The sequence below is a fragment of the Afifella sp. H1R genome (assembly GCF_021462425.1).
In the GTDB taxonomy this organism is placed as follows: domain Bacteria; phylum Pseudomonadota; class Alphaproteobacteria; order Rhizobiales; family Afifellaceae; genus Afifella; species Afifella aestuarii.
On the sequence record NZ_JAKEDY010000002.1, the window covers coordinates 559354 to 578499 of the forward strand.

12 protein-coding genes are annotated in these 19146 nt (G+C 64.9%); 8 read left to right on the plus strand and 4 right to left on the minus strand.

The window, feature by feature from the left end; genetic code table 11:
- The first annotated feature begins 66 nt into the window (after positions 1 to 66).
- The 8 genes from L0F51_RS20210 (at position 67) to L0F51_RS14290 (ending at position 13141) form a co-directional block, all read left to right on the plus strand.
- Positions 67 to 3033: a glycosyltransferase gene (locus L0F51_RS20210; protein ID WP_234629856.1), complete on the plus strand. Its 2967-nt coding sequence runs from the start codon at positions 67 to 69 to the stop codon at positions 3031 to 3033.
- A 1-nt stretch (position 3034) separates the two neighbouring features.
- Positions 3035 to 5194 carry a DUF6212 domain-containing protein gene (locus L0F51_RS14260; RefSeq protein WP_234629857.1) on the plus strand — a complete coding sequence of 720 codons (2160 nt, stop codon included), beginning with the start codon at positions 3035 to 3037 and terminating at the stop codon, positions 5192 to 5194.
- The gene (locus L0F51_RS14265; protein WP_234629858.1) at positions 5194 to 7254 is read left to right on the plus strand and encodes a glycosyltransferase family A protein; all 2061 of its coding nucleotides are present in this window, start codon (positions 5194 to 5196) and stop codon (positions 7252 to 7254) included. The genes L0F51_RS14260 and L0F51_RS14265 overlap by 1 nt, the downstream gene beginning before the upstream one ends.
- 40 nt (positions 7255 to 7294) lie before the next feature.
- A complete protein-coding gene (locus L0F51_RS14270; RefSeq protein ID WP_234629859.1) occupies positions 7295 to 7966 on the plus strand; it encodes a sulfotransferase in 672 nt (223 codons plus the stop codon).
- Positions 7967 to 7991: 25 nt separating this feature from the next.
- A complete protein-coding gene (locus tag L0F51_RS14275; protein ID WP_234629860.1) occupies positions 7992 to 9035 on the plus strand; it encodes a hypothetical protein in 1044 nt (347 codons plus the stop codon).
- Complete coding sequence (locus tag L0F51_RS14280; protein ID WP_234629861.1) at positions 9028 to 10266, plus strand: glycosyltransferase 61 family protein; 1239 nt, start codon at positions 9028 to 9030, stop codon at positions 10264 to 10266. Before L0F51_RS14275 ends, L0F51_RS14280 begins: the two co-directional genes overlap by 8 nt.
- A 761-nt stretch (positions 10267 to 11027) precedes the next feature.
- Positions 11028 to 12314 (plus strand): calcium-binding protein, encoded by a 1287-nt coding sequence (locus L0F51_RS14285; protein WP_234629862.1) that lies wholly within the window; start codon positions 11028 to 11030, stop codon positions 12312 to 12314.
- Positions 12315 to 12388: 74 nt separating this feature from the next.
- Positions 12389 to 13141, plus strand: coding sequence for a CmcI family methyltransferase (locus tag L0F51_RS14290; protein ID WP_234629863.1), 753 nt, complete (start codon positions 12389 to 12391; stop codon positions 13139 to 13141).
- A 32-nt stretch (positions 13142 to 13173) separates the two neighbouring features.
- Here L0F51_RS14290 and L0F51_RS14295 read toward each other — a convergent pair whose 3' ends face one another.
- The 4 genes from L0F51_RS14295 to L0F51_RS14310 form a co-directional block, all read right to left on the minus strand.
- A complete protein-coding gene (locus L0F51_RS14295) occupies positions 13174 to 13932 on the minus strand; it encodes a class I SAM-dependent methyltransferase (protein WP_234629864.1) in 759 nt (252 codons plus the stop codon).
- 15 nt (positions 13933 to 13947) lie between these two features.
- The gene (locus tag L0F51_RS14300) at positions 13948 to 15600 is read right to left on the minus strand and encodes a glycosyltransferase (RefSeq protein WP_234629865.1); all 1653 of its coding nucleotides are present in this window, start codon (positions 15598 to 15600) and stop codon (positions 13948 to 13950) included.
- Between the two features lie 67 nt (positions 15601 to 15667).
- On the minus strand, positions 15668 to 17053 hold the full coding sequence (locus L0F51_RS14305; RefSeq protein ID WP_234629866.1) for an HlyD family type I secretion periplasmic adaptor subunit: 1386 nt from the start codon (positions 17051 to 17053) through the stop codon (positions 15668 to 15670).
- A complete protein-coding gene (locus tag L0F51_RS14310; protein WP_234629867.1) occupies positions 17050 to 18822 on the minus strand; it encodes a type I secretion system permease/ATPase in 1773 nt (590 codons plus the stop codon). Before L0F51_RS14310 ends, L0F51_RS14305 begins: the two co-directional genes overlap by 4 nt.
- Positions 18823 to 19146 lie beyond the last annotated feature (324 nt).

A 19146-nucleotide genomic window follows, 5' to 3' on the forward strand; every position in this document is an offset into this window, starting at 1 on the left:
ATCCATCCGAGCCACACAGCCGCATCATGCCGGCCTGGCATTTCGTATTGCCCTGGGAGCGCGTTCGTGAACGCCACACTCAAGCGGACTTTGAAACGCTATCTGCTGCCCTTCACGGGATCGATGCGGCTCCTCAGGGCGCATCCGATCCTGATGAACGGGCAATGGTACCTTGAGAACAATCCGGATGTGGCGCGCGCCGAGATCGACCCGATCGAGCATTTTCATCGCATCGGCTGGAAAGAGGGGCGCAATCCGTCGGAGCATTTCGACGTCACCTATTATCTGACTGCCTACCCCGACATTCGGGCCGCGGAGATCAACCCTCTCATCCATTACCTTCAGGTCGGCTGCACCGAAGGCCGCAACCCCTCGCCCACCTTCGACGCCGCCGCCTATCTGCGCGACCACCCCGACCTCTCGCAAAAGAAGCTCACGGCCTACGAGCAGTTTCTCGTCGCCACCGGCCGTGCAGACGTCGAACGCGAGCCGATGACGATCCCGCGCGGCGCTTATGACGAGATTTCGGAAAGCGGGCTTCTGCACGAGACCTGGTATCGCGGGAAATATCCCGACGTCGTCGCCGTGCCCGATCCGCTTCGACATTACATCGACTGGGGCATCCGCGAAGGCCGCAGCCCCAATCCATATTTCGACCCGACCTGGTACACGAAGGAGCACCGCTACGCGCTGCGCGGCCTGCCTCCGATCCTGCACTATCTGCGCCATGGCTGGCAGAATGGCTGCGACCCGTCGGCGGCCTTCAGTCTCACGCATTACAGCAACCTCACCGGCTGGTCGCCACGCGATGGGGAGCCGATCGCGCGCTTCATGAAGGAGGGGCTGCCGCAGGCGCCCGCGCTCAGGCCGGTCGATCCCGCAAAGCCCGGGCATCGCATCAATCTCGGGCGGCGGGACGCGCATTGCTGCAAGGGAAGCTTTCTGCGTTACCCGCTGGATCACCGGCCCGCCGAGACCGCCGATGCACATGGCAGTTTCATACCGAACCGCCTCGTCCTGCATTGGGTGATCCCGGATTTCGGGACTGGCGGCGGCGGCCATATGACCATCTTCCGGATGGTGCGCGCCCTCGGTCTGCGCGGTCACCGCCAGACGGTCTGGATCCATAACCGCGATCCGAAAGAGCCGCTCGACGGGGCCTACGACGACGTCGTGCGCCATTATCAGACGATCGACGCGGACATCCGCCTCATCGACGAGGAGGGTTTCGTCGATGCTCAAGGCGATGCCGTCATCGCGACCGACTGGGCGTCGGTGTGGCCAGCCCGTTCGATGCAGCAGGTGAAGCGCTGCTTCTACTTCGTGCAGGATTACGAGCCGTTCTTCTTTGCCCGCGGCGCCGAAGCGCTTTTGGCGGAAACCACCTATCGAAGTGACGTCGATTGCCTGTGCGCGAGCCCCTGGCTGTCGCAAACGCTTGAGGAGAATTTCGGCCGCTGGACGCGCCATTTCCACCTCGCGGCCGATCGCGATGTTTATTATCCGGCAAGCCCGCGCTCGGCGCCTGCCGCCAACGCGGACGCGCTTCCGCGGATCGCGCTTTACGCCCGCCGCTTCACCGCCAGGCGCGCTGTCGACCTCGGCCTTCTGGCGCTCGAGGTGCTGGCGCGGCGCGGACACGGATTCATCGTCGATTTCTTCGGTTCCGAAGAGCCGATCGAGACAGCGCCCTTCCCTTTCGTGCAGCATGGGACGCTGCCGCCGCAGGAGCTCAGCCGGCTCTACCGTTCCGCCACGATCGGCGTCGTCTTCTCGGCGACGAACTACTCGCTCGTTCCGCAGGAAATGATGGCCTGCGGCCTGCCGGTGGTCGAGCTCGATGTGGAAAGCACCAAGGCGATCTATCCCGAGGGCGTGGTGTCGCGCGCGGGCGCCAATCCCGACGCTCTCGCCGATGCCATCGAAGCGCTGCTCTTCGATGGCGAGCGCCGCGCCACACAGGCGCGCAAGGCCCTCAACTGGGTCTCCCAGTTCAGCTGGGAAGGCGCTGCCGACGTCATCGAAAAAGGCATCGTCGACCGGCTTCAGGAACTCGGGCACGCCCGGCTTGCGCCGGCGGTCCCGCGGGCCACACCGAAAGCCTCCGTCGTCATCCCGACCCTCAACGGCGGGCCGCTCCTCCTCGACGTCATCGAGCGGGTGAAGGCGCAGAAGCTGCACGAGCCGTTCGAGATCCTCGTCATCGACAGTGGCTCGAGCGACGGCACGATGGAGCGCATCGAGGCGGACGATTCGGTCATGCTGCACCGCATCGACAAATCGGAGTTCGGCCATGGCCGCACGCGCAATCTCGGCGTCGAGCTGACGAGCGGCGATTACATCGCCTTTCTCACCCAGGATGCGCTGCCGACGAACGAAGGCTGGCTCGCCAATCTCGTGATGATGCTCGACCATTATCCGGATGCAGCCGGCGCCTTCGGTCACCATCTCGCCTGGGAAGCCGCGAGCGCCTTTACCAAGCGCGACATCGACCAGCATTTCCGGCAATTCTTCGAAATGCCGCTCGCCGTCTCCAAGGATCTCGATCCCGCACGCTACGCGGCGGGCGACATCCAATGGCGGCAGCAGCTGCATTATTACAGCGACAACAATTCCTGCCTGCGGCGTTCCGTTTGGGAGAAAATCCCTTATCGCGACGTTCCCTTCGGCGAAGACCAGCTCTACGCCGAGGACATCGTCGCGGCCGGCTACCAGAAAGTCTTCGCACCGAATGCCGTCGTCTATCATTCGCATGATTACGACGAAGCGGAGACCGAAGAGCGTTCGATGATCGAGGCGCGGTTCTTCTACGAGCATTTCGGCTACGTCCTCATGGAAGATGCCGCCACTCTCGAGAAGACGCTTGCCGCTCTCAATGCCGCCGACACCGCCTGGGGACGCACCCACGGGATCGGCGACGAGGAGATCGCCTATCGGCACAAGCTCAACAAAGCCCGCCTGAAGGGCTATCTCGCCGGGGGCCCAGAGGCTCAGGGCCATCTCGAGCGGTGGCGCAGAAAGAAGGTCGCCTGACGTGCCGGATCCGACCGCCTTTTCCAGCGGGATTTTCGTCGATCCCGACAGCGCGCAACAGATCTTCGGAGCGTCGAGCCAGGTGTTCGTCTCCGAAAGCCTTGCCGAACGTCTCGGAGACCTGTCGCATCTTCCGACTTCCGTCACGCTGTTTGATCAGGATGGCCGGCTCAGATCCTCAGGATCGCATCCGGGCGCGGCCGCCCATGTCCTCACCGACGCCATCCCGCACGGCGTCTTCCTGATTGCCTGCGGTGACGGTGAGCAGGAGATCGCGGCAAAGCTCGTCGGGTTCTTCAAGCGGCACGACGCGCGGCCCGTCCCCTCTCTTGCCGTCATCGATGCGACCGAGACCGATGCGGCGCTCTTACGCTTCACCCATGCGCTCTTGCCGGCGATGAGCCATCGTCTCGCCATCCAGGAAGAGGTCCTCGGCCGGCGCGAGAGCGAGCTTGCCGAGATGCGCCAGCACGCGGAGTGGCAGCAGCTACAGCTTCGCCTCGGCCGCGAGATGGTCGAGGCGCTCGGCTATTCCACACGCATGCTCGCCTATGAGGTGCCGGCCGGCGATCGCACGATCGGCCCTGGCGGCGACGAGGAGGCGACATCGCTCGTCCAGCGCCTGCCGGTCGATCTCGCCGGCATCAACGCCGTCAGTCTTTATGTCGTCACGCCCAAGAAGACCTCCGGCCAAATCATCGTCACGCTCGGGCCCCCCGATCTGCGGCAGAGCCTCGCCCGGGCGGAGATTGCCGCTACGGATTTGAAGGCCGGCTGGAACGATATCGTTCTGGAAAAGGCCGTCGGTCCGATCCACGGCGATGGCGTCCTCACCGTCTCCTTCCTCCGAGACGCAAAGGTCGCCGCACCGCTCCTGTCGCTCACGGACGAGACGACCGACCGTTTCGGCCTGATCGATCCCGACGGCGCGGGTTCGCTCGCGCTCAAGATCTGGAAGGGCCTTTCGCCCGAAGCGTTTCCGGCAGCGAACCGTGCGGCTTTGCGGATCTCCCGTGCGCCGCTCGATACCGCGGGGCTCTCTCGTCGGCTGCATTATATCTTCGGCGCCGCCGAAGAGGCGATTCTTCGGCAAACGAGCAAGGGCGGCCCGCTTTCGGCAACCGACAGCAATGGCCAGATCGGCCTGCGCACCCTTCCTGGAAAGATCGGCGGCTTCCGGCTTGCGGATGCGATCAGTCCCGGCACGCTCACCGTCTCCGTCGATCTCGCGCGCGCCGCCGACGATGTGGATGAAGAGATCGAAACCGCCATCCTTGCGATCCCGAGCCAAGACCTCGTTCTGCGCGATGCGGACGAGCTGCGTCAGGTCGTGGAAGCGATTTTCGCGCAGGATGCCGGCACGACAGCGAACCTGCCGGCCTCGCTCACCCGACGCCTGCCGAAGGCGACGCGCACGACATTGCGGCTGACATTCGCGGGCCCGACCGAGCGGCCGATGGACGTCGTCCTGGCGCTCCGCAATTCTTCAGGCGTCGAGATCGCATTAAGCGCATCGCACATGGAGGTCGAAAAGATCGAGGGGCTGCGGAGCGAACTCGAACCGCCCTTTGCCCGGCGCATCCCCTTCGCGGAACTGAAAAGCCGGATGAGCTACATGTTCGGCGACAGCGAAGGTCGCCGCGCATCCGAAGGCCTCGGGTTTTCGGTTTTCGAGATCTCCGACGTCGAAAACTTCATGCAGACGCATCCTTTGCCCGACGGGCTTTCGGGGGCGCGCGGTGTCGGCATCCTGCCCGAAGGACTCGTTCGTGTCAGCGCGCGGGTGATGACGAGCCACCGTCTGGGACCCGATGCGGAATACGGGCTGTTCCTTATCGAGCGCGGTGCGGGCGAGGAAGACCCCGCCGCCTTCGCCAGGGCGATGGAGCGCTTCGTCGAAGACGGCGACACCGCCCGGCCCGATTTCGTCATCGCATCCGCGAAGGTGAACACGAAGCCCAATGAGCGGCACGATTTTGCCATCGAGCTTCAGACGCCGCTCGCACAGCCTGCCGACCTTCTATGCACCATCCGCAGTCTTTCCGGACATATCAGCTTTGCCTGGTGCCGCTGGTATGGGCTCGATCTCACGGTCGCCGGCAAGGGCGCGCATCGCCTTGAGCTCACCGGCGGCAAGGCAAAGCCTCGTTCGGAGAGGTGATGCGGAGCCCGCTCCTCACCGACAATGACGTGCCGTCCGGCTTTCGGCGGATCGGCGTCGTCGTGCCGGTCTACGGCCATTCGCGCTTTGCCGTCGAAGCGGTGAAAAGCGCCTGCGAGCAGATGCTTGCGACACCCCATGTGGTGGCCGTTGTCGACGACGGCTGTCCGAACCCCGAAACCCAGCATGCGCTGACGGCCTGTCGAGCGCGCTATCCGGGGCGGGTGATCAGCCTGCGCCAGAGAAATGGCGGCCTGTCGGCCGCCCGCAACACCGGCGTGCGCACGCTTCTGGGGCTCTTTCCGGATACCGACGCGATCTTCTTTCTCGATGCCGATAACAGGCTGGAGAATTACGCACTTGCCGCCTATGCGGCCGCCCTCGGCGCGGAGGACGGCGCCGGCTGGGCCTTTCCAGACGTGCACGCTTTCGGCCTGACGCCGATGGTCGACGGCGTCGATGTGCGCGAAACCACGCTCGCCGATTCCGCGCTCCGGCATCGCCGCGGCAATATCAGCGAGGCGGGCAGTCTCGTGCGGTCCGAGGTCTTTCGCGCAGGTGTCTTCTACGACGAGACGATGAAATTCGGCCTCGAAGACTGGGATTTCTGGCTGTCGGCCCGCGAAGCCGGCTTTCACGGCGTGCGTGTCACCGATCCGGGCTTTCTCTATCGCGTGCGTCCGGAAAGCATGGTCGCGCAGTCGCGCCGCCAGACGGACGAGATCATGGCGGGGATGCAGCGCAAGCATTCCGATCTCTTCGCCCGCTCCGCGATCCTGGCCGACGAGCACGAGGAAGCGCCGCGTTTCCTGATGGCCAACCTTGAGACCGGCGAGATCCGGGCGACATCGGACCCGCTTTTGCCCGGCCGCACATTGACGTTGCGGGAAGCGGCGACCCTCTTCGAAAAGCATCTCTCCGGCATTCACGAGCACGACGTTCCGCCCGTTCTCGTTGCCCATCACGGGCGCGCCGCGGCCGACATGGAATGGCCGCAGCATCTGCGCAGCCTCTTCTTCGAAGCACTGGCAGAGCCCCTTTCCGGCCCGCACATCCTTTCCATTCGTGCCGCCGATCATGCGAGCCGCTTCGTCGGCGACACGCGGCGCGCGCGCAAGGACATCGAAGCCGCCGAGGCTCTCATCGCCCTCATCCCGCTCAACGAATTGTCGCGGCTCGCCTTCGAGAGACCGAAGCGGCCGGGTCTTGCCCTCGTGCGCGACGTGACGCGCGTCGAGCACTGGAGCCTTCCGACGCTCGAGCAGGTGCCGCCGTTTCAGGGCCATGTCGGGCACAAGCGGCGGATTGCGCGGCTTTCGGCCCTTCTGAGGCCGTTCACACGCGTGTCGCAGGCGCGTCCTCTCCACCATGCGAGCCGGTTCTATCGCGGCCCGATCGTGAAGGATGTGCGCGAGTTGATGGCCGACGATCTCTGCGGCTACGCGCCCTTCAAGCCGTTCCCCTTCATCGCGAGAGGCCGGGAGCGCTGCCTCGTCGCCGTCGCGCCAGCGAGCCTAGCCGATGAGGCGCTGCAAGACGCGTTCGGCCGCTTCTGCGAGCGCCTGTCTCGGGCGGGCCTGCGCCTGTCGCTCGCGCTTGACGGACAGACGGCGAATCCGGCCTTCGCACGCGCCGCACGGGCGGCCAATTTCGAAAACATCCTTCTCGATCCGGTGCCCGCGCCGCCGCCGTCGGATTTCGGCTTCATGGGAAGCGACATCCCTGTCCAGGATCCTTCCAGGCATGCGCGCCTGATGGCGCTGGCGCGCGGCCATGACGCCCTCATCACCTTCGGCATCACCGATTTCCTGCCCTTTGCCGGCGAGGCCAAGGGCGACAAGATCTTCACCATCCTCACCCTCGACGACATTCTTGTCGAACGAGATGCCGTCCGGGGCCGGGATCCCGTCACCGTCGCGGCCGCCTATGAACACGCCCATCATGTGATCGCCGCCGGGGTGAAGGCGCGCAAAGCGCTCGCCAATTGCGGCGTGCCGTCGAGCCGCCTCGTGCCCACGGAAGCGCTCGCCTTCACCATCAAGAGCCGGCTCGCCCGTTGATGCGCCGGCCGTCCCATTCGCTGAACCCGCGGAGACCCCTATGACCGCCAGGCCCGACTTCGAGAAATTCATCGTCATCGTCACCTATGGCCGCTCGGGCTCCACGCTGTTGCAGACGGCCCTGCAGACGATCCCCGGAGCGATGATCCGGGGGGAAAACAACAACCTTCTCTATCCGCTCTTCCGGGCGTGGAAGCGGGCTCACAACACCCGCTACAATCAGGGACAGACGCCGATCCCGGCGCACGGGCCTTGGTACGGCGCCGACGAGATCGTGCCGCGCCGCTTCGGCGAGGAACTCGCCGGCCTCTTCGTGCGCGAGATTCTGAAGCCCACGCCGCAGACGCGTGTCCTCGGCTTCAAGGAAATCCGCTTCCACGATGCGGAGCCTGGCGAGATGCCGGAGTTTCTCGATTTCATCCGCGAGTTCTTCCCGCCCTGCCGGCTCATCTTCAACACGCGGCGCGCTGCCGACGTCGCGCGCTCCTCGTGGTGGAAAGATGTGGAAACCGAAAAGGTGATGGAGATGGTGGAGGATCTCGACCGGCAGTATGCGGATTACGTCGCCGCGCATTCCGATACGAGCTTCCTCGTGCGCTACGACGATTACGTCAAAGACCGGGCGAGCCTGCGCGCCCTTTTCGACTTCCTCGGCGAAGCCTATGACGAGGCGGCGGTCGAGGCGGCCTTCGGCCACCGCCTGCCGCATTGAGGCACGAGCCGAAAAACCGCTCCTGATGCGCGAACTCCTTCTGCATATCGGCCACCCGAAGACCGGCTCATCGACACTTCAGGCGTTTCTCGCCCGGAATGCGGAGGAGCTTGCGCGCCGCGGTCTCTTCCTCGCCGGCGGGGATCTCGGCTTCGATCCGCACAACAAAGTCTCCGGCAATCCGCTGCATTATTTCCGCGCCAATGCCGGGATCGCGCCCGAGGCTTTTGCGGACCATCTGCGCGCCAGGATGGCGACGATTGAGGCGCCCGACGCCCGCTTCGTCCTCTCCACCGAGATCCTCTTCAATCCCGGCCATGCGGCACTCTTCGTCCCGCTTCTCGGCGAGATATCGGTGCGTGTTGCCTATTACATCCGCCGGCAGGATCGCGTGCTTCTCGCCGCCTGGCGGCAATGGGGGCTGAAGCGCGGGCTGTCTCTGCCGGAATTCATCGCCTACCGGATGAATTCCGGGCTTCCCGATTATGAAGCGACGATCACCGAATGGGGCGAGGTCGCGGGAGACAACGCGCTCCACCTGCGCTTTCTCGATCCCCGCTTTCTGACGCGCGGCGATCTCTTCGCCGATTTCGCGGAGTTCCTCAAAACGCCGGCCGAGGGCCTCGCCGCTGTCGCCAATGAGAATGTCAGCCCGGACGCACGGCTTCTGCGCTTTCTCTCCCGCCATTCCGGCCTCTTCGAGAGCCTCGACGACGACCGGCCGATCAACGTTTTGGCGATGGGCCGCTCCGGCGACGGCGCGGAAAAGCTGAAGCTGCCAAAAAACCTCTTCGATCTCGTGCGCCGCCGCTACGAGGTGCGCAACCAGGAGATCCTCGCCCGCTTCATGCCGGACAGGACGGGGCTCGCCGTCATCGACGAGGCGGATGCGCCGATCGAGGAGACGCAAGCGTCCGCCGGGGCCGAGGCGCGCGACGCCGAACATGTGACGGCCCGGCTCGTCGATCTCGTCTCCCGCCAGGAGCGAACGTTGCAGGCCTTGCGGACACGCATCGAAAAGCTGGAGGCCGAGCGGGCGAAGGATCCGGACGGCAGCACACGTGGCTGAGGATGCCGCAGCCACCCTGCGGGCTCTTGCCGGGCACGAGGTCGCGCCGGTGCGGGCGCCCGATCTCTGGGCCCGGCCCGGCGTCTGGCATCCGCTCTCGCCGCGGCTGCAGGCCAAGGCCGTTGCGGGCGCCGCACCGCTCGGCGATGAGGGGCCGCGGCTTGCCCTCGGTGCGCCACCCGAAACGGAGATCGAGCGCGATCCGCTTCAGGCGCGGCCGCGCTATGTGGTTGCGGGAAAGAACGTCCTCCTCGCCGGCCAGCGGGCGTTGATCGATCCGGGAGATCCGGACATCGCCGAGAGCGGCGCGGCAGAGCCTGTCCTCGTCAACGACGTTCTGCTTCTCCCCGCGCCCTTCTTCGATCAGTCTCGCCCGCTGTCCGCTTTCCCGCACGAATTCCGCATGACGCACGGGGTGAGCCGTGCCGGCGAAAGGCTCGGCATCGCGGCCGACGCCCACCTTGCGCCGCCGATCGAAACCCCGGTGGTCGCACTCGGCTCGACCGAATCGCGCAATTACGGCTCCTGGCTCTTCCGCATCCTGCCGAAGCTCCTGCTCCTCGATGAGATCCCCGAAGCGGCGGGGCGCGCGCTCCTCGTGCCGATGGAGGCGGAGTGGATGCGCGAGATCGTGGCGGCCGCCGCACCCGGACGGGACGTCATCGCGCAGGACGTGACGGCGATTACGCCGCTTGCCGATGGCCTCGCCCCTTCGCTTGCCGCCCCCGGCAACGTGTTTCCGTCCGAGCTGCGCCGGGCTCTCACGGGCTTCGCCGCGCGGCTGGCCGGCCCCGCATCCTCGCCGCGCGGCGCCGGGCACCGGCTTTATATCTCGCGCCGGAGCTGGTCGAAGACGGCACCGCGGCGCATTCTTATGAACGAGGACGAGATCGTCACCCGCCTCGGCGCGCTCGGCTTTGAGGAGATCCGGCCCGAGACCCTGCCGCTCGGCGCCCGCATCGCAGCCTTTCAGGAAGCCGAGATCGTCATCGGCCCGTCGGGCTCCGGCCTCTTCAACTGCGTCTTCTGCCGGCCGGGCACGACGATCCTGGAGCTCGAGCCGCATGGCGGCTTCCGTCCCATGCATCAGAGCCTTTATCGCAGCCTCGGCTTCGCCCATGGCTTCCTGCGCGGTGAGATCGTGTCGCCGGGCCCGGCACCGGCCCATCCCAACTGGCGGATCGAGGCGGAGGCGGTCTTAAGAATCGCAGAGGCGTGCGCGGCGCGCTGAAAACACCGCCGACAAGGCACCCGAAACGGCGGAAAAGCCGCCTGCGCCTGCCGCTTGACATGATGCAGACGGGCAACACTTCCGCGCCAACGCACCGGCGAGATGTTGAGCCGCAGGCCGGCCTCAGGGATGGCGCACCGGGAGGCCGCACGGGCCGCCGCCCCTCGGGAGAGCGGGGCGCCGCGGTCCCGCCGGGCCATCGCTCCACAGGCTCTCAGGAGCCAGATCACCGGATCGGCAGGTCCTGCGACGCCCCGCCGCCTTGCATCAGCGACAGACCGGCGAAAGACGTGTCGCATCTGCCACGCGCCGAGAACGGCGCTCCACACGTTTGTTTTCCAAGGACTTAGGGAAGCGCAGAGACGTCATCCGCGCGTCGGGCGACACCAGCGGCGGCGAATGGACGAAGGAAACCGTGGCGTACCACAACAGCTCTGCAAAGGCTGGCACAAAACCTGCCGCGCCGCACGAGAGGCGCCCGCCGACAGGCAAAGGCGCCGCCATTCTTTTCAGGTACTCTTAAGTTTCTTTAAAAGAAGCTTTCCCCAGCTGGCGTTTTCACTTAAGCCCTTTCTACGACGCGACAATTGCATTTTAGCAACCCCCGCGGAAATTTATCCGCCGTGGCTTTCGCAGGTTGACACCGATAGGGGCCTCCGCAATAAGCTGCGGTCCGCGTTACCCTCCGCCGCGGCGCAAACATGGCGTGGGGATGGGGATACAACACACGCGCGTGTTTTGAAGCTCTACTGGAGAAACACATGGCTGAGATTTTCGGAACGAACGGCGACGATACCCTGGTGGGTAGCGCTGCTGCGGATTCAATCTATGCAATGGCCGGCGACGACGTCGTGAGCGACGGCAACGGCAACGACCTGGTTTTCCTGGGTGATGGTGCTGATTCCATCACCATGACTGCTGACGGCCTCGGCGACACCGTCCTTGGCGGCGCCGGCAATGACACCGTCAACCTGAACGCTGAGAGCCTTGCTTTTGGCGTCTCCGGCCAGATCAACGAGATCTATCTCGGTGACGGCGCCGACTCCGTTACCGGCGCTGGCGCCGGCGACATGATCAACATCATCGGCGGCGGCGACGGTGCCGACACGATCGCGGTTGGCGCTGGCGCCGACACGATCTATGGCGGCGACGGCGACGACGTTGTCACCAGCACGGGTGGCGACGACGTGATCTTCCTGGGCGCTGGCAACGAGACGTTCACGGCCGTGGCCGGCGACAACCTCGTCTATGGCGGTGCTGACGAAGACAGCCTGACGGGCGGCGCGACCGATTCCGACACGCTGTTCGGTGGCGACGGTGCCGACACGCTGACCGGTGGTGGCGGCGACGCCCTCCTCGGTGGTGGCGCTGGCAACGACGTCCTCGTGGGCGCCGGTGGCGACGAGACGATGTATGGCGGCTCGGGCAACGACGTCATGTCGAGCGGCGGCGGCGATGACGAGATCTACGGCGGCGCAGGCATCGACACGATCACTGTCGACGGCAACGACACTGTCTTCGGTGGCGGAGACGCCGATTCGATCGTCGTCGGCACGGCCGGTGGCAACGAAGTCTATGCCGGCGACGGCAACGACCTCATCAGCAGCTCCTTCGCCGGCAACGAGCTCGGTGGTGGCGCAGGCGACGACACGATTTCCACCAGCGCAGCTGACACCGTTTTCGGTGGTGAGGGTGCTGATTCGATCGTCTCTTCGGGCGGCGGTGCCGAGCTCTTCGGTGGCGCTGGTGCCGACACGATCGCTGCGGTTGACGGCGACGAAGTGACCGGCGGTGCCGGCGACGACGTCCTGAACTTCACGGGCCTTGCCGGTGGTGGCACAGAGAACGTCACGGTTACGGACTTCGACGACGACGGCAACGACATGGTCGTTCTCGACAGCGGTGACACGGTCGACTTCAACTTCGACACGACCACCCAGCCGGGCGACGTGATCGTCACTGTCACCGACGGCGGTGGCACGTTCACGATCACCTTCGAAGACACCGACGCGTCTCAGATCTCGTCGGACGACTTCATGTTCGTTTGATCGTTCCTCAGGAACGAAAGAAAGGGGCGCTTCGGCGCCCCTTTTTTTATGTAAAAAGGAGAGGAGACGAGCTCATGCGGCTTTCGATCCCGCTCGAGCAGATCAATGGTTTTTTCTTTGGTTTCAAACGCGGCCGGTACTTTCCGACACGGCGGTTTCCGCCGCTGACATCGGAGGAGCAGGCGATCACCGATCGCTTTCATCGGCTCTATTACAGGCGCCTGTTCTCCAAAGCGGCCGAACCGTCCGAGGTGAGCTGGCTCGGTCACCGGGTTCTGAAATGCCCGATGGACATGATCACCTATCAGGAGATCATCACCGAGACGCAGCCTGATCTCATCATCGAATGCGGGACGAAGTTCGGCGGCAGCGCCTTCTTCCTGGCGACCATCTGTCAGCTCGTCGGAAACGGCCGCATCGTCACCATCGACATCAACGCGCCGGACGATCCGCCCAAACACAATCTGATCACCTATCTCACGGGATCGAGCACCGATGCCGCGATCGTGGAGCAGGTGAAGGACATGATCCGGCCCGACATGCGCGTGATGGTCATCCTCGATTCAGACCACCGGGCCGCGCATGTCCGTCGGGAATTGGAGCTTTATGCGCCCCTGGTCAGCTCAGGCTGCTACCTGATCGTCGAGGACGGCAACGTCAACGGCCATCCCGTCTTTCCCGAGCACGGCCCCGGGCCGCAGGAAGCGATCAAGGACTTCCTCGCCACGGACGACCGTTTCGAGCTCGATGCGCAGCGCGAACGGCATCTTTTGACGCTCAATCCCGGCGGCTTTCTGCGCCGGAAGGGCGAAGCGGCGTCCGCCTGACGGCTCGCCGGCGCTTTTAGTCTCGCGCCGGTTCAGGCCTGACGCGCTTGCGCCGGAGCCTTCTTCGCCGCCATCGCGAGTTTCAAGCGGTTCGTCACGGCCCCGCCCAGGAAGGCGAACGTCCGGCGTACGGCGCTCGTCGCCTCCGGGTCGTGGCGGGCCGCGCAGAGCGAGGTGATCGCTTCGTTCCGCGGCTCACCCTTGACGAGCACGCCGAGGCCAAAGCCATGCAAGAACTCGAACGCATGCGCCCCCTCCGCGATCTCCGCCCAATAGCGGTGCACGCCGAAATCGCCCCTGCGGACATTGGTGTCGTGAAAGAGGATAACGCCCCCCTCCTTCACCTTCGGCAGCCAGGTCTTGTGGTCGTGCCCGACGGCCTCGTAGGTGTGAAGCCCGTCGATATGCAGAAGATCGATGGCGCCGTCGTCGAAATGGGCGAGCGCCTCGTCGAAGCGGGCCCGGATCAAGGTCGCGAAGCTGCCGTAGCGATCCTCGTTGTAGCGCGACAGCTCGTTGTAGATGTTATCGCCGTAATAGCCGGCGTGCTGGTCGCCCTGCCAGGTGTCGACGGCATGGCAGGCGGTTGCCGTGCCGAGCTGCTTGATCGCCTGATTGAAGGCGCAGAACGAAATGCCGGTATGTGTGCCGAGTTCGACGAGGCGCTCCGGGCGCAGCTTGTCGATGAGCCAGAAGGCGAAGGGCGTGTGCTCCAGCCAGCCTGAAGCTCCGATCCGCTCAGGCACCTGAAAGACGGCCGGCGAATAAAGCCAGGAAAGATCTTCGGTCATAACGTCATCCACCCTCTAAGCCGTCTCGGTTTGTGGCTCGCCCCAGGCCGGCTCATCGCTCAGGCGCGCGACGCGCTCGGCCTCGAGCGCTTCGTGATTTCGCAACAGGCCTGCGTACCATGCGGCCTCGCCGCTCGCGTGGTAGGTGCGCATGCGCCGTGACGCAACTTCGTCATAGGCCGCGCGGGCGATTTTTTCGCGCCGCTCGCGATCCTCGATCAAGGCCCGCAGATGTTCGCGGAGCTGTTTCGCCGATTTGTAGAGAAGCCCCGTCTCGCCATGGCGGGCGACATCGCCATAAATCATCGGGCTCGCGACGACGGCGACGGAATAAGCACCGCATTCGATGAACTTCAGGTCGCTCTTGCAGCGATTGAAGAGATTGTCTTCGAGCGGCAGCCAGGCGATATCCGCCTTCGACATGAGCGCCTTGTATTCCCTGAACGGCAGAACCGGCTGGTAATGCTTGTCCTCCGCCTTCACCGCCTCGAAGAACGCACGGTCGAAGACGACGTCGACGCGAAGCTTGTCCGGCCCGTAGCGGGAGACGACCTCGTTGACGGCATCGATATAGGGGGCCCAATCCTCTTTGCGGTTGAGCGCGGCAAAGAGAAGCCTGACCGGCCCCTGCCGGGGCTCGACGGGCCGAAACGGCGGCAGCGCCTCGATCTGGTTGGGCGAGACGAAGACGTTCGGATTCCACTCCCGGATGATCTTGGCGAGCGTTTCCGTCGAGGTTCTGACGGCATGCGCGGAGCGGAAGGTGAGGTGGCCGTTTTCCGCGATCGCCGGCCAGCGCATCGGATTGTCGTCGAACTCCACCACGAGGAGCTTGTGGGTTTCGAGAATCTGTCTGTAGACGGGAAGCGATTCCTCGCGCGTCAGGATCGGCCGCTGCCAGACGAAGACATCGCGCGTCCCCTGGCTCGGGCGCCTGGGCGTGGGGCCGAGATCGTCGATCATGAACTCGGGCAGCGTGCCAAGCGCTGCAAGCGGCGCCTGCATACGGACGATTGCCATCGCGTCGGGCTTTGAAGCGAGCGTCTTGCCGGTGAAGCGGATGATCCTGTCCGGCACTCGGCGCGGGCGTGTCTGGGCGGTGAAATGCGACGCCGCGAGCCGCCGGAGCGCGGTCTCGCCATCGACCTTCAGCGCGGCGCAGAGCGGCCGCACGGCCTTTGCCGTCTCTTCGCCGAGCCCTGGTCCCGCCTGGATCGCGACGATGCGTGCAAGCGGTGCGCCGGCGCGTTTCGCCATCTCCTGCAGCTCTTCGGGATCAAACCCGGCTCTGGCGCCATCGTTCTTCCCCGCAAGAAAGGCCTGCAATCGCGGCCAGAAAAACCGGTTCGGCACGAGGAGCGCGCAGACACCCTCGTCGCGCACGCGCGGCGCCAGCGCCTTCAGCGCGGCTTCCGCCTCATCGGGCGTGTCGGCGACAAGTGCGCCGGCATCATAGGGGCCCGTCTCACAGCTGGAAGCATCGCCCGGCATGTCCGCAGCGGGCGTGGCGCTGTCCGCCCGGTCGATCTCGATTTTTGGGTTGCGGGCCCGCAGCAGCGCCTCGAGCCCCGGCACGGGCCGCCCGGCGAGAAGGACGCGGCGCGCCGTGATCGGCAGCTGCGCCGCCAGCCTGTCGGCCAGCATGCCCGGCGTCTCGCTCTCGCCCATTCTCTCCCCCCGGCCCCGCTCCGGTCGCCCGTCTTCGGGCTTCTTCTCGTGTCCGTTGCCGCGCGGCTCAGCCGACGAAGGCCTTGTCGCGCATGTCCTGATAGGGCTCGATCAGATATTCCAGGAAGGTCTTGTTTTCGAGCTCGAAATACACCTGCCCCACATTGCCCGGCATGACCTTGCCGTACTCTTTCAGGCTTTCCGGGTCGACGGAGGCGCGCACCTTGTAGAAATAGCGGCCGGTCTTTTCGTCCTGCTCGCTGTCCGGCGAAATGTAGCTCACCTCGCCGTCGAGAATCTGGATCGCCTTGGAGCGCTCGCGCGAGGGGAAGCGGATCGAGACGTGCTGACCCTGGCGCACGGAATCGATGTAATGCGGGTCGACCATCGCCTCGATGCTCATCGGCACGCCTTCCGGCAGGATCTCGAAGATCGGATCGCCCGGCTTGATCACCTGGTCCTGCGTGTTGACGGCGACATTCACGATCGTGCCGGAAACCGGCGCACGCACTTCCGAACGCTTCGTCACATCCGAAAAATAGCGGATATTCGAGGAGAGCTCGAAGATGTTGGAGCGCAGATCCGTGATCTGCTGGGCGACTTCGTTGGCCCGCTGCGACAGGGCCCGGTTCAGCTGTTCCTGCGTCTCATTGATGGTGGAACGCTTGTCGTCCATCTGAATGAGCGTCTGGCGGACATTGTCCTGGTCGGACGCGAGCTGGCGGTTGAGCGCAAAATTGCGATCGCGCGTCGTCAGGCCTTTGTCCAGAAGATCGCTCGAAACGCGCACCTCTTCCTGCGTCGCCTCTACGCGCTCGCGCCGCTCCGTCAGCATCTCTTTCAGATTGTCGAGAAGCTGCTGATTGTTGTCGATGCGCTGGTTGAGGATCGTTTTCAGCGACGTCATCTCCGCCGTCTTGGCTTCGAATTCCTCGCGCTGCGAACTCGCCGTGTCGGCAAGCTCCGGCTCTTCGGCGATGCGCCGCTCCAGATCCGGCGGCAGGACGATCTCGTCGTCGCCCCGCTGCTCGGCGAGATAGCGGGCAAGCTTCACCCGGGCGACGTCGCGCTGCATCTGCGCGGTCGCAAGCTTCGCCTCCGCGCTCGTCACGTCGATGCGGGCCAGAAGGTCGCCCGCCTTCACCTGCTCGCCCTCCTTCACCAGCACCTCGTTGACGATGCCGCCTTCCAGATGCTCCACGATGCGGTTCTTGCCCTGGGCCACCAGGCGGCCATCGGCCATGAAGGCGCCGTCGATCGGGGCGGAGACGGCCCAATAGGTGCCAAGCCCGACGAAACAGAACATGGCGATGATGGCGAGCCGGTAGGCGCGCGTCAGCTTCAACGGCACTTCGTGGTGCCAGGCATGGTAGAAGGGCGCGTCGTCCTTACGGGGCTTGCGGGCCGCGGGGGCCGGCTTGCCGTACATGCCGATCGCCTGCAATTCCTTCACGATGCGGACCCTCCCGCGCCGGCCGCGACCTGGCCGTCCGTCTTCTCGTTCGCCTCCTCGCCGCCTTTCGGCTGCTGGATCTGGCGCACGGGCCGCCGTTCCACGCTCGCCGGCTTCACCACCTTGGGCAGAACTTCCTGGCGCGGCCCGTAATTCTCGATCGTGCCGTTCTTCATCAAAAGCACGCGGTCGACGACCTGCAGCAGCACCGGGCGCTGCGTCACGAGGATGATGGTGGCCCCACGCGCCTTGGCGCGGCTCACCGCGCCCAGAAGAATGTGGTCACCCTCCTGGTCGAGATTGGAATTGGGCTCATCGAGGAAGATGAGCCGCGGATTGCGGTAAAGCGCGCGGGCGAGCGCGATCAGCTGCTTCTGGCCGCCCGACGGCTGCATTCCACCCGTGCCAATACGCGTGTCATAGCCGCGCGGAAAGCGCAGGATCATCTCGTGGATGCCCGCCTGCTGCGCCGCCTCGACGATGTCGGTGTCCGACGCGTCGGGATCGAAACGGGCGATGTTCTCACCGATCGTGCCGGGGAAGAAATCGACCGCTTGCGGCACGTAGCCCATATATTCGCCGAGCTGGATGCGGTTCCAGTTGCGCATGTCGGCGCCGTCCAGGCGCACATGGCCGGCATTCGGCATCAGCCCGCCGGCAAGCAGGCGCAGAAGCGTCGATTTGCCGGCGCCGCTCGGTCCGATGATGCCGATGGTCTCGCCGGCTTCGATGCCGAAGGAGATGCGCTTGATGATCGCCTCGTCGGAGCCGCGCACGCCGAAGACGAGCTTCTCGACCATGAAATTGCCCTTGGGCTCCGGCAGGGCCGTCCTCTCCGGCTCGACATAAAAGCCGATCAGCGCATCGCGGACGCGGTTATGGGCGGACCAGGCATTCGTCAGCGCGCTCCACGAGCCGACGAGACCGTCGAGCGGCGCGAGCGCCCGGCCGCCGAGCATCATGCAGGCGAAGACGACCACCGCCGCGACATCGCCCTCGAGCGCCAGGAAGGCGCCGACGCCGAGGATCGAGGCCTGAAGGCTGAAGCGCATGAAGCGGGAAAAGCCGCCGAAGAGCGCACCGACCGTCTGCAGGTTGACGAAAGCGGTGAGGCCGCGCGCATTGAGGCTGCCCCAGCGCGCGATCGCCGTCTTCTGCAGGCCGAGGACACGCACCGTTTCAGATTGTTCGATATGCGATTGCAGGATCCGGTTGGCGCCGCGCTGGGCGTCGTTCTGCACTTCGATGCCGCGCTTCATGGCACGCTGCTGGAGGATGGCGACGACGACCATCACAACCATGCCGCAAGTGATCAAAATCCCGAGCGCAATGTCAACCATGAAGAGAACGGCGACAAAGATCGGGATGAACGGAGCCTCGGCCACCGCGGCCAGCGCGCGCGAGCCGATGAAGGTCTTCACCTGCCGCACATCCTGCATGAGCTCCATGCCGGAGGATGCATCGCGGCTGCCATCCAGGAAATGCGCGTAAACGACCGGCCCCGCGAGCATGGCTTCGTAACGCGCGGCCGCCCGCGCCAGGACCGCCATGCGCAACGCCTCGAAAATGCCGTAGGTCGCAAAAGCGATGAAGGCGAGGATCGAAAGCGCGATCAGCGTTTCCTCGCTGCGGCTCGGCAGCACCCGCTGAAACACCTGCATCATGTAAAACGGCAGCGCCAGCATCAGAACGGAGGTGATCCCGCTCATGATGAACACGCCAATGAAGGCGCGGCGGACACTGGAGGTCGCGTGGTCAAGTTCTGTCATTGCGCTGTCGAACACCCGTTGCGGAAGCCGTCAGCGGCGTTCCGCAAGATGGAAAGGAGACTCCCGACACCAAACCCGCGTCCCGGGTCGTTCGTGGCCGCCGGAAAGCGGCCACCGTCGCATGCCAGACCGCTTCTGTTCAAACCCATGCCTACAATAGCATCTGGGATAGATTATCAGCTAGCACATGCTAACGAAGTCTCACAAGCACAGCGTTTCGGACGATATTGCGGCGAAACGATGAGAGATTCGTGCCACACGCTGCCGACCTCAGTGATGAGGATCGTCTCGCCTGGACAAGATCGTCACGCAACTCGTATAGGC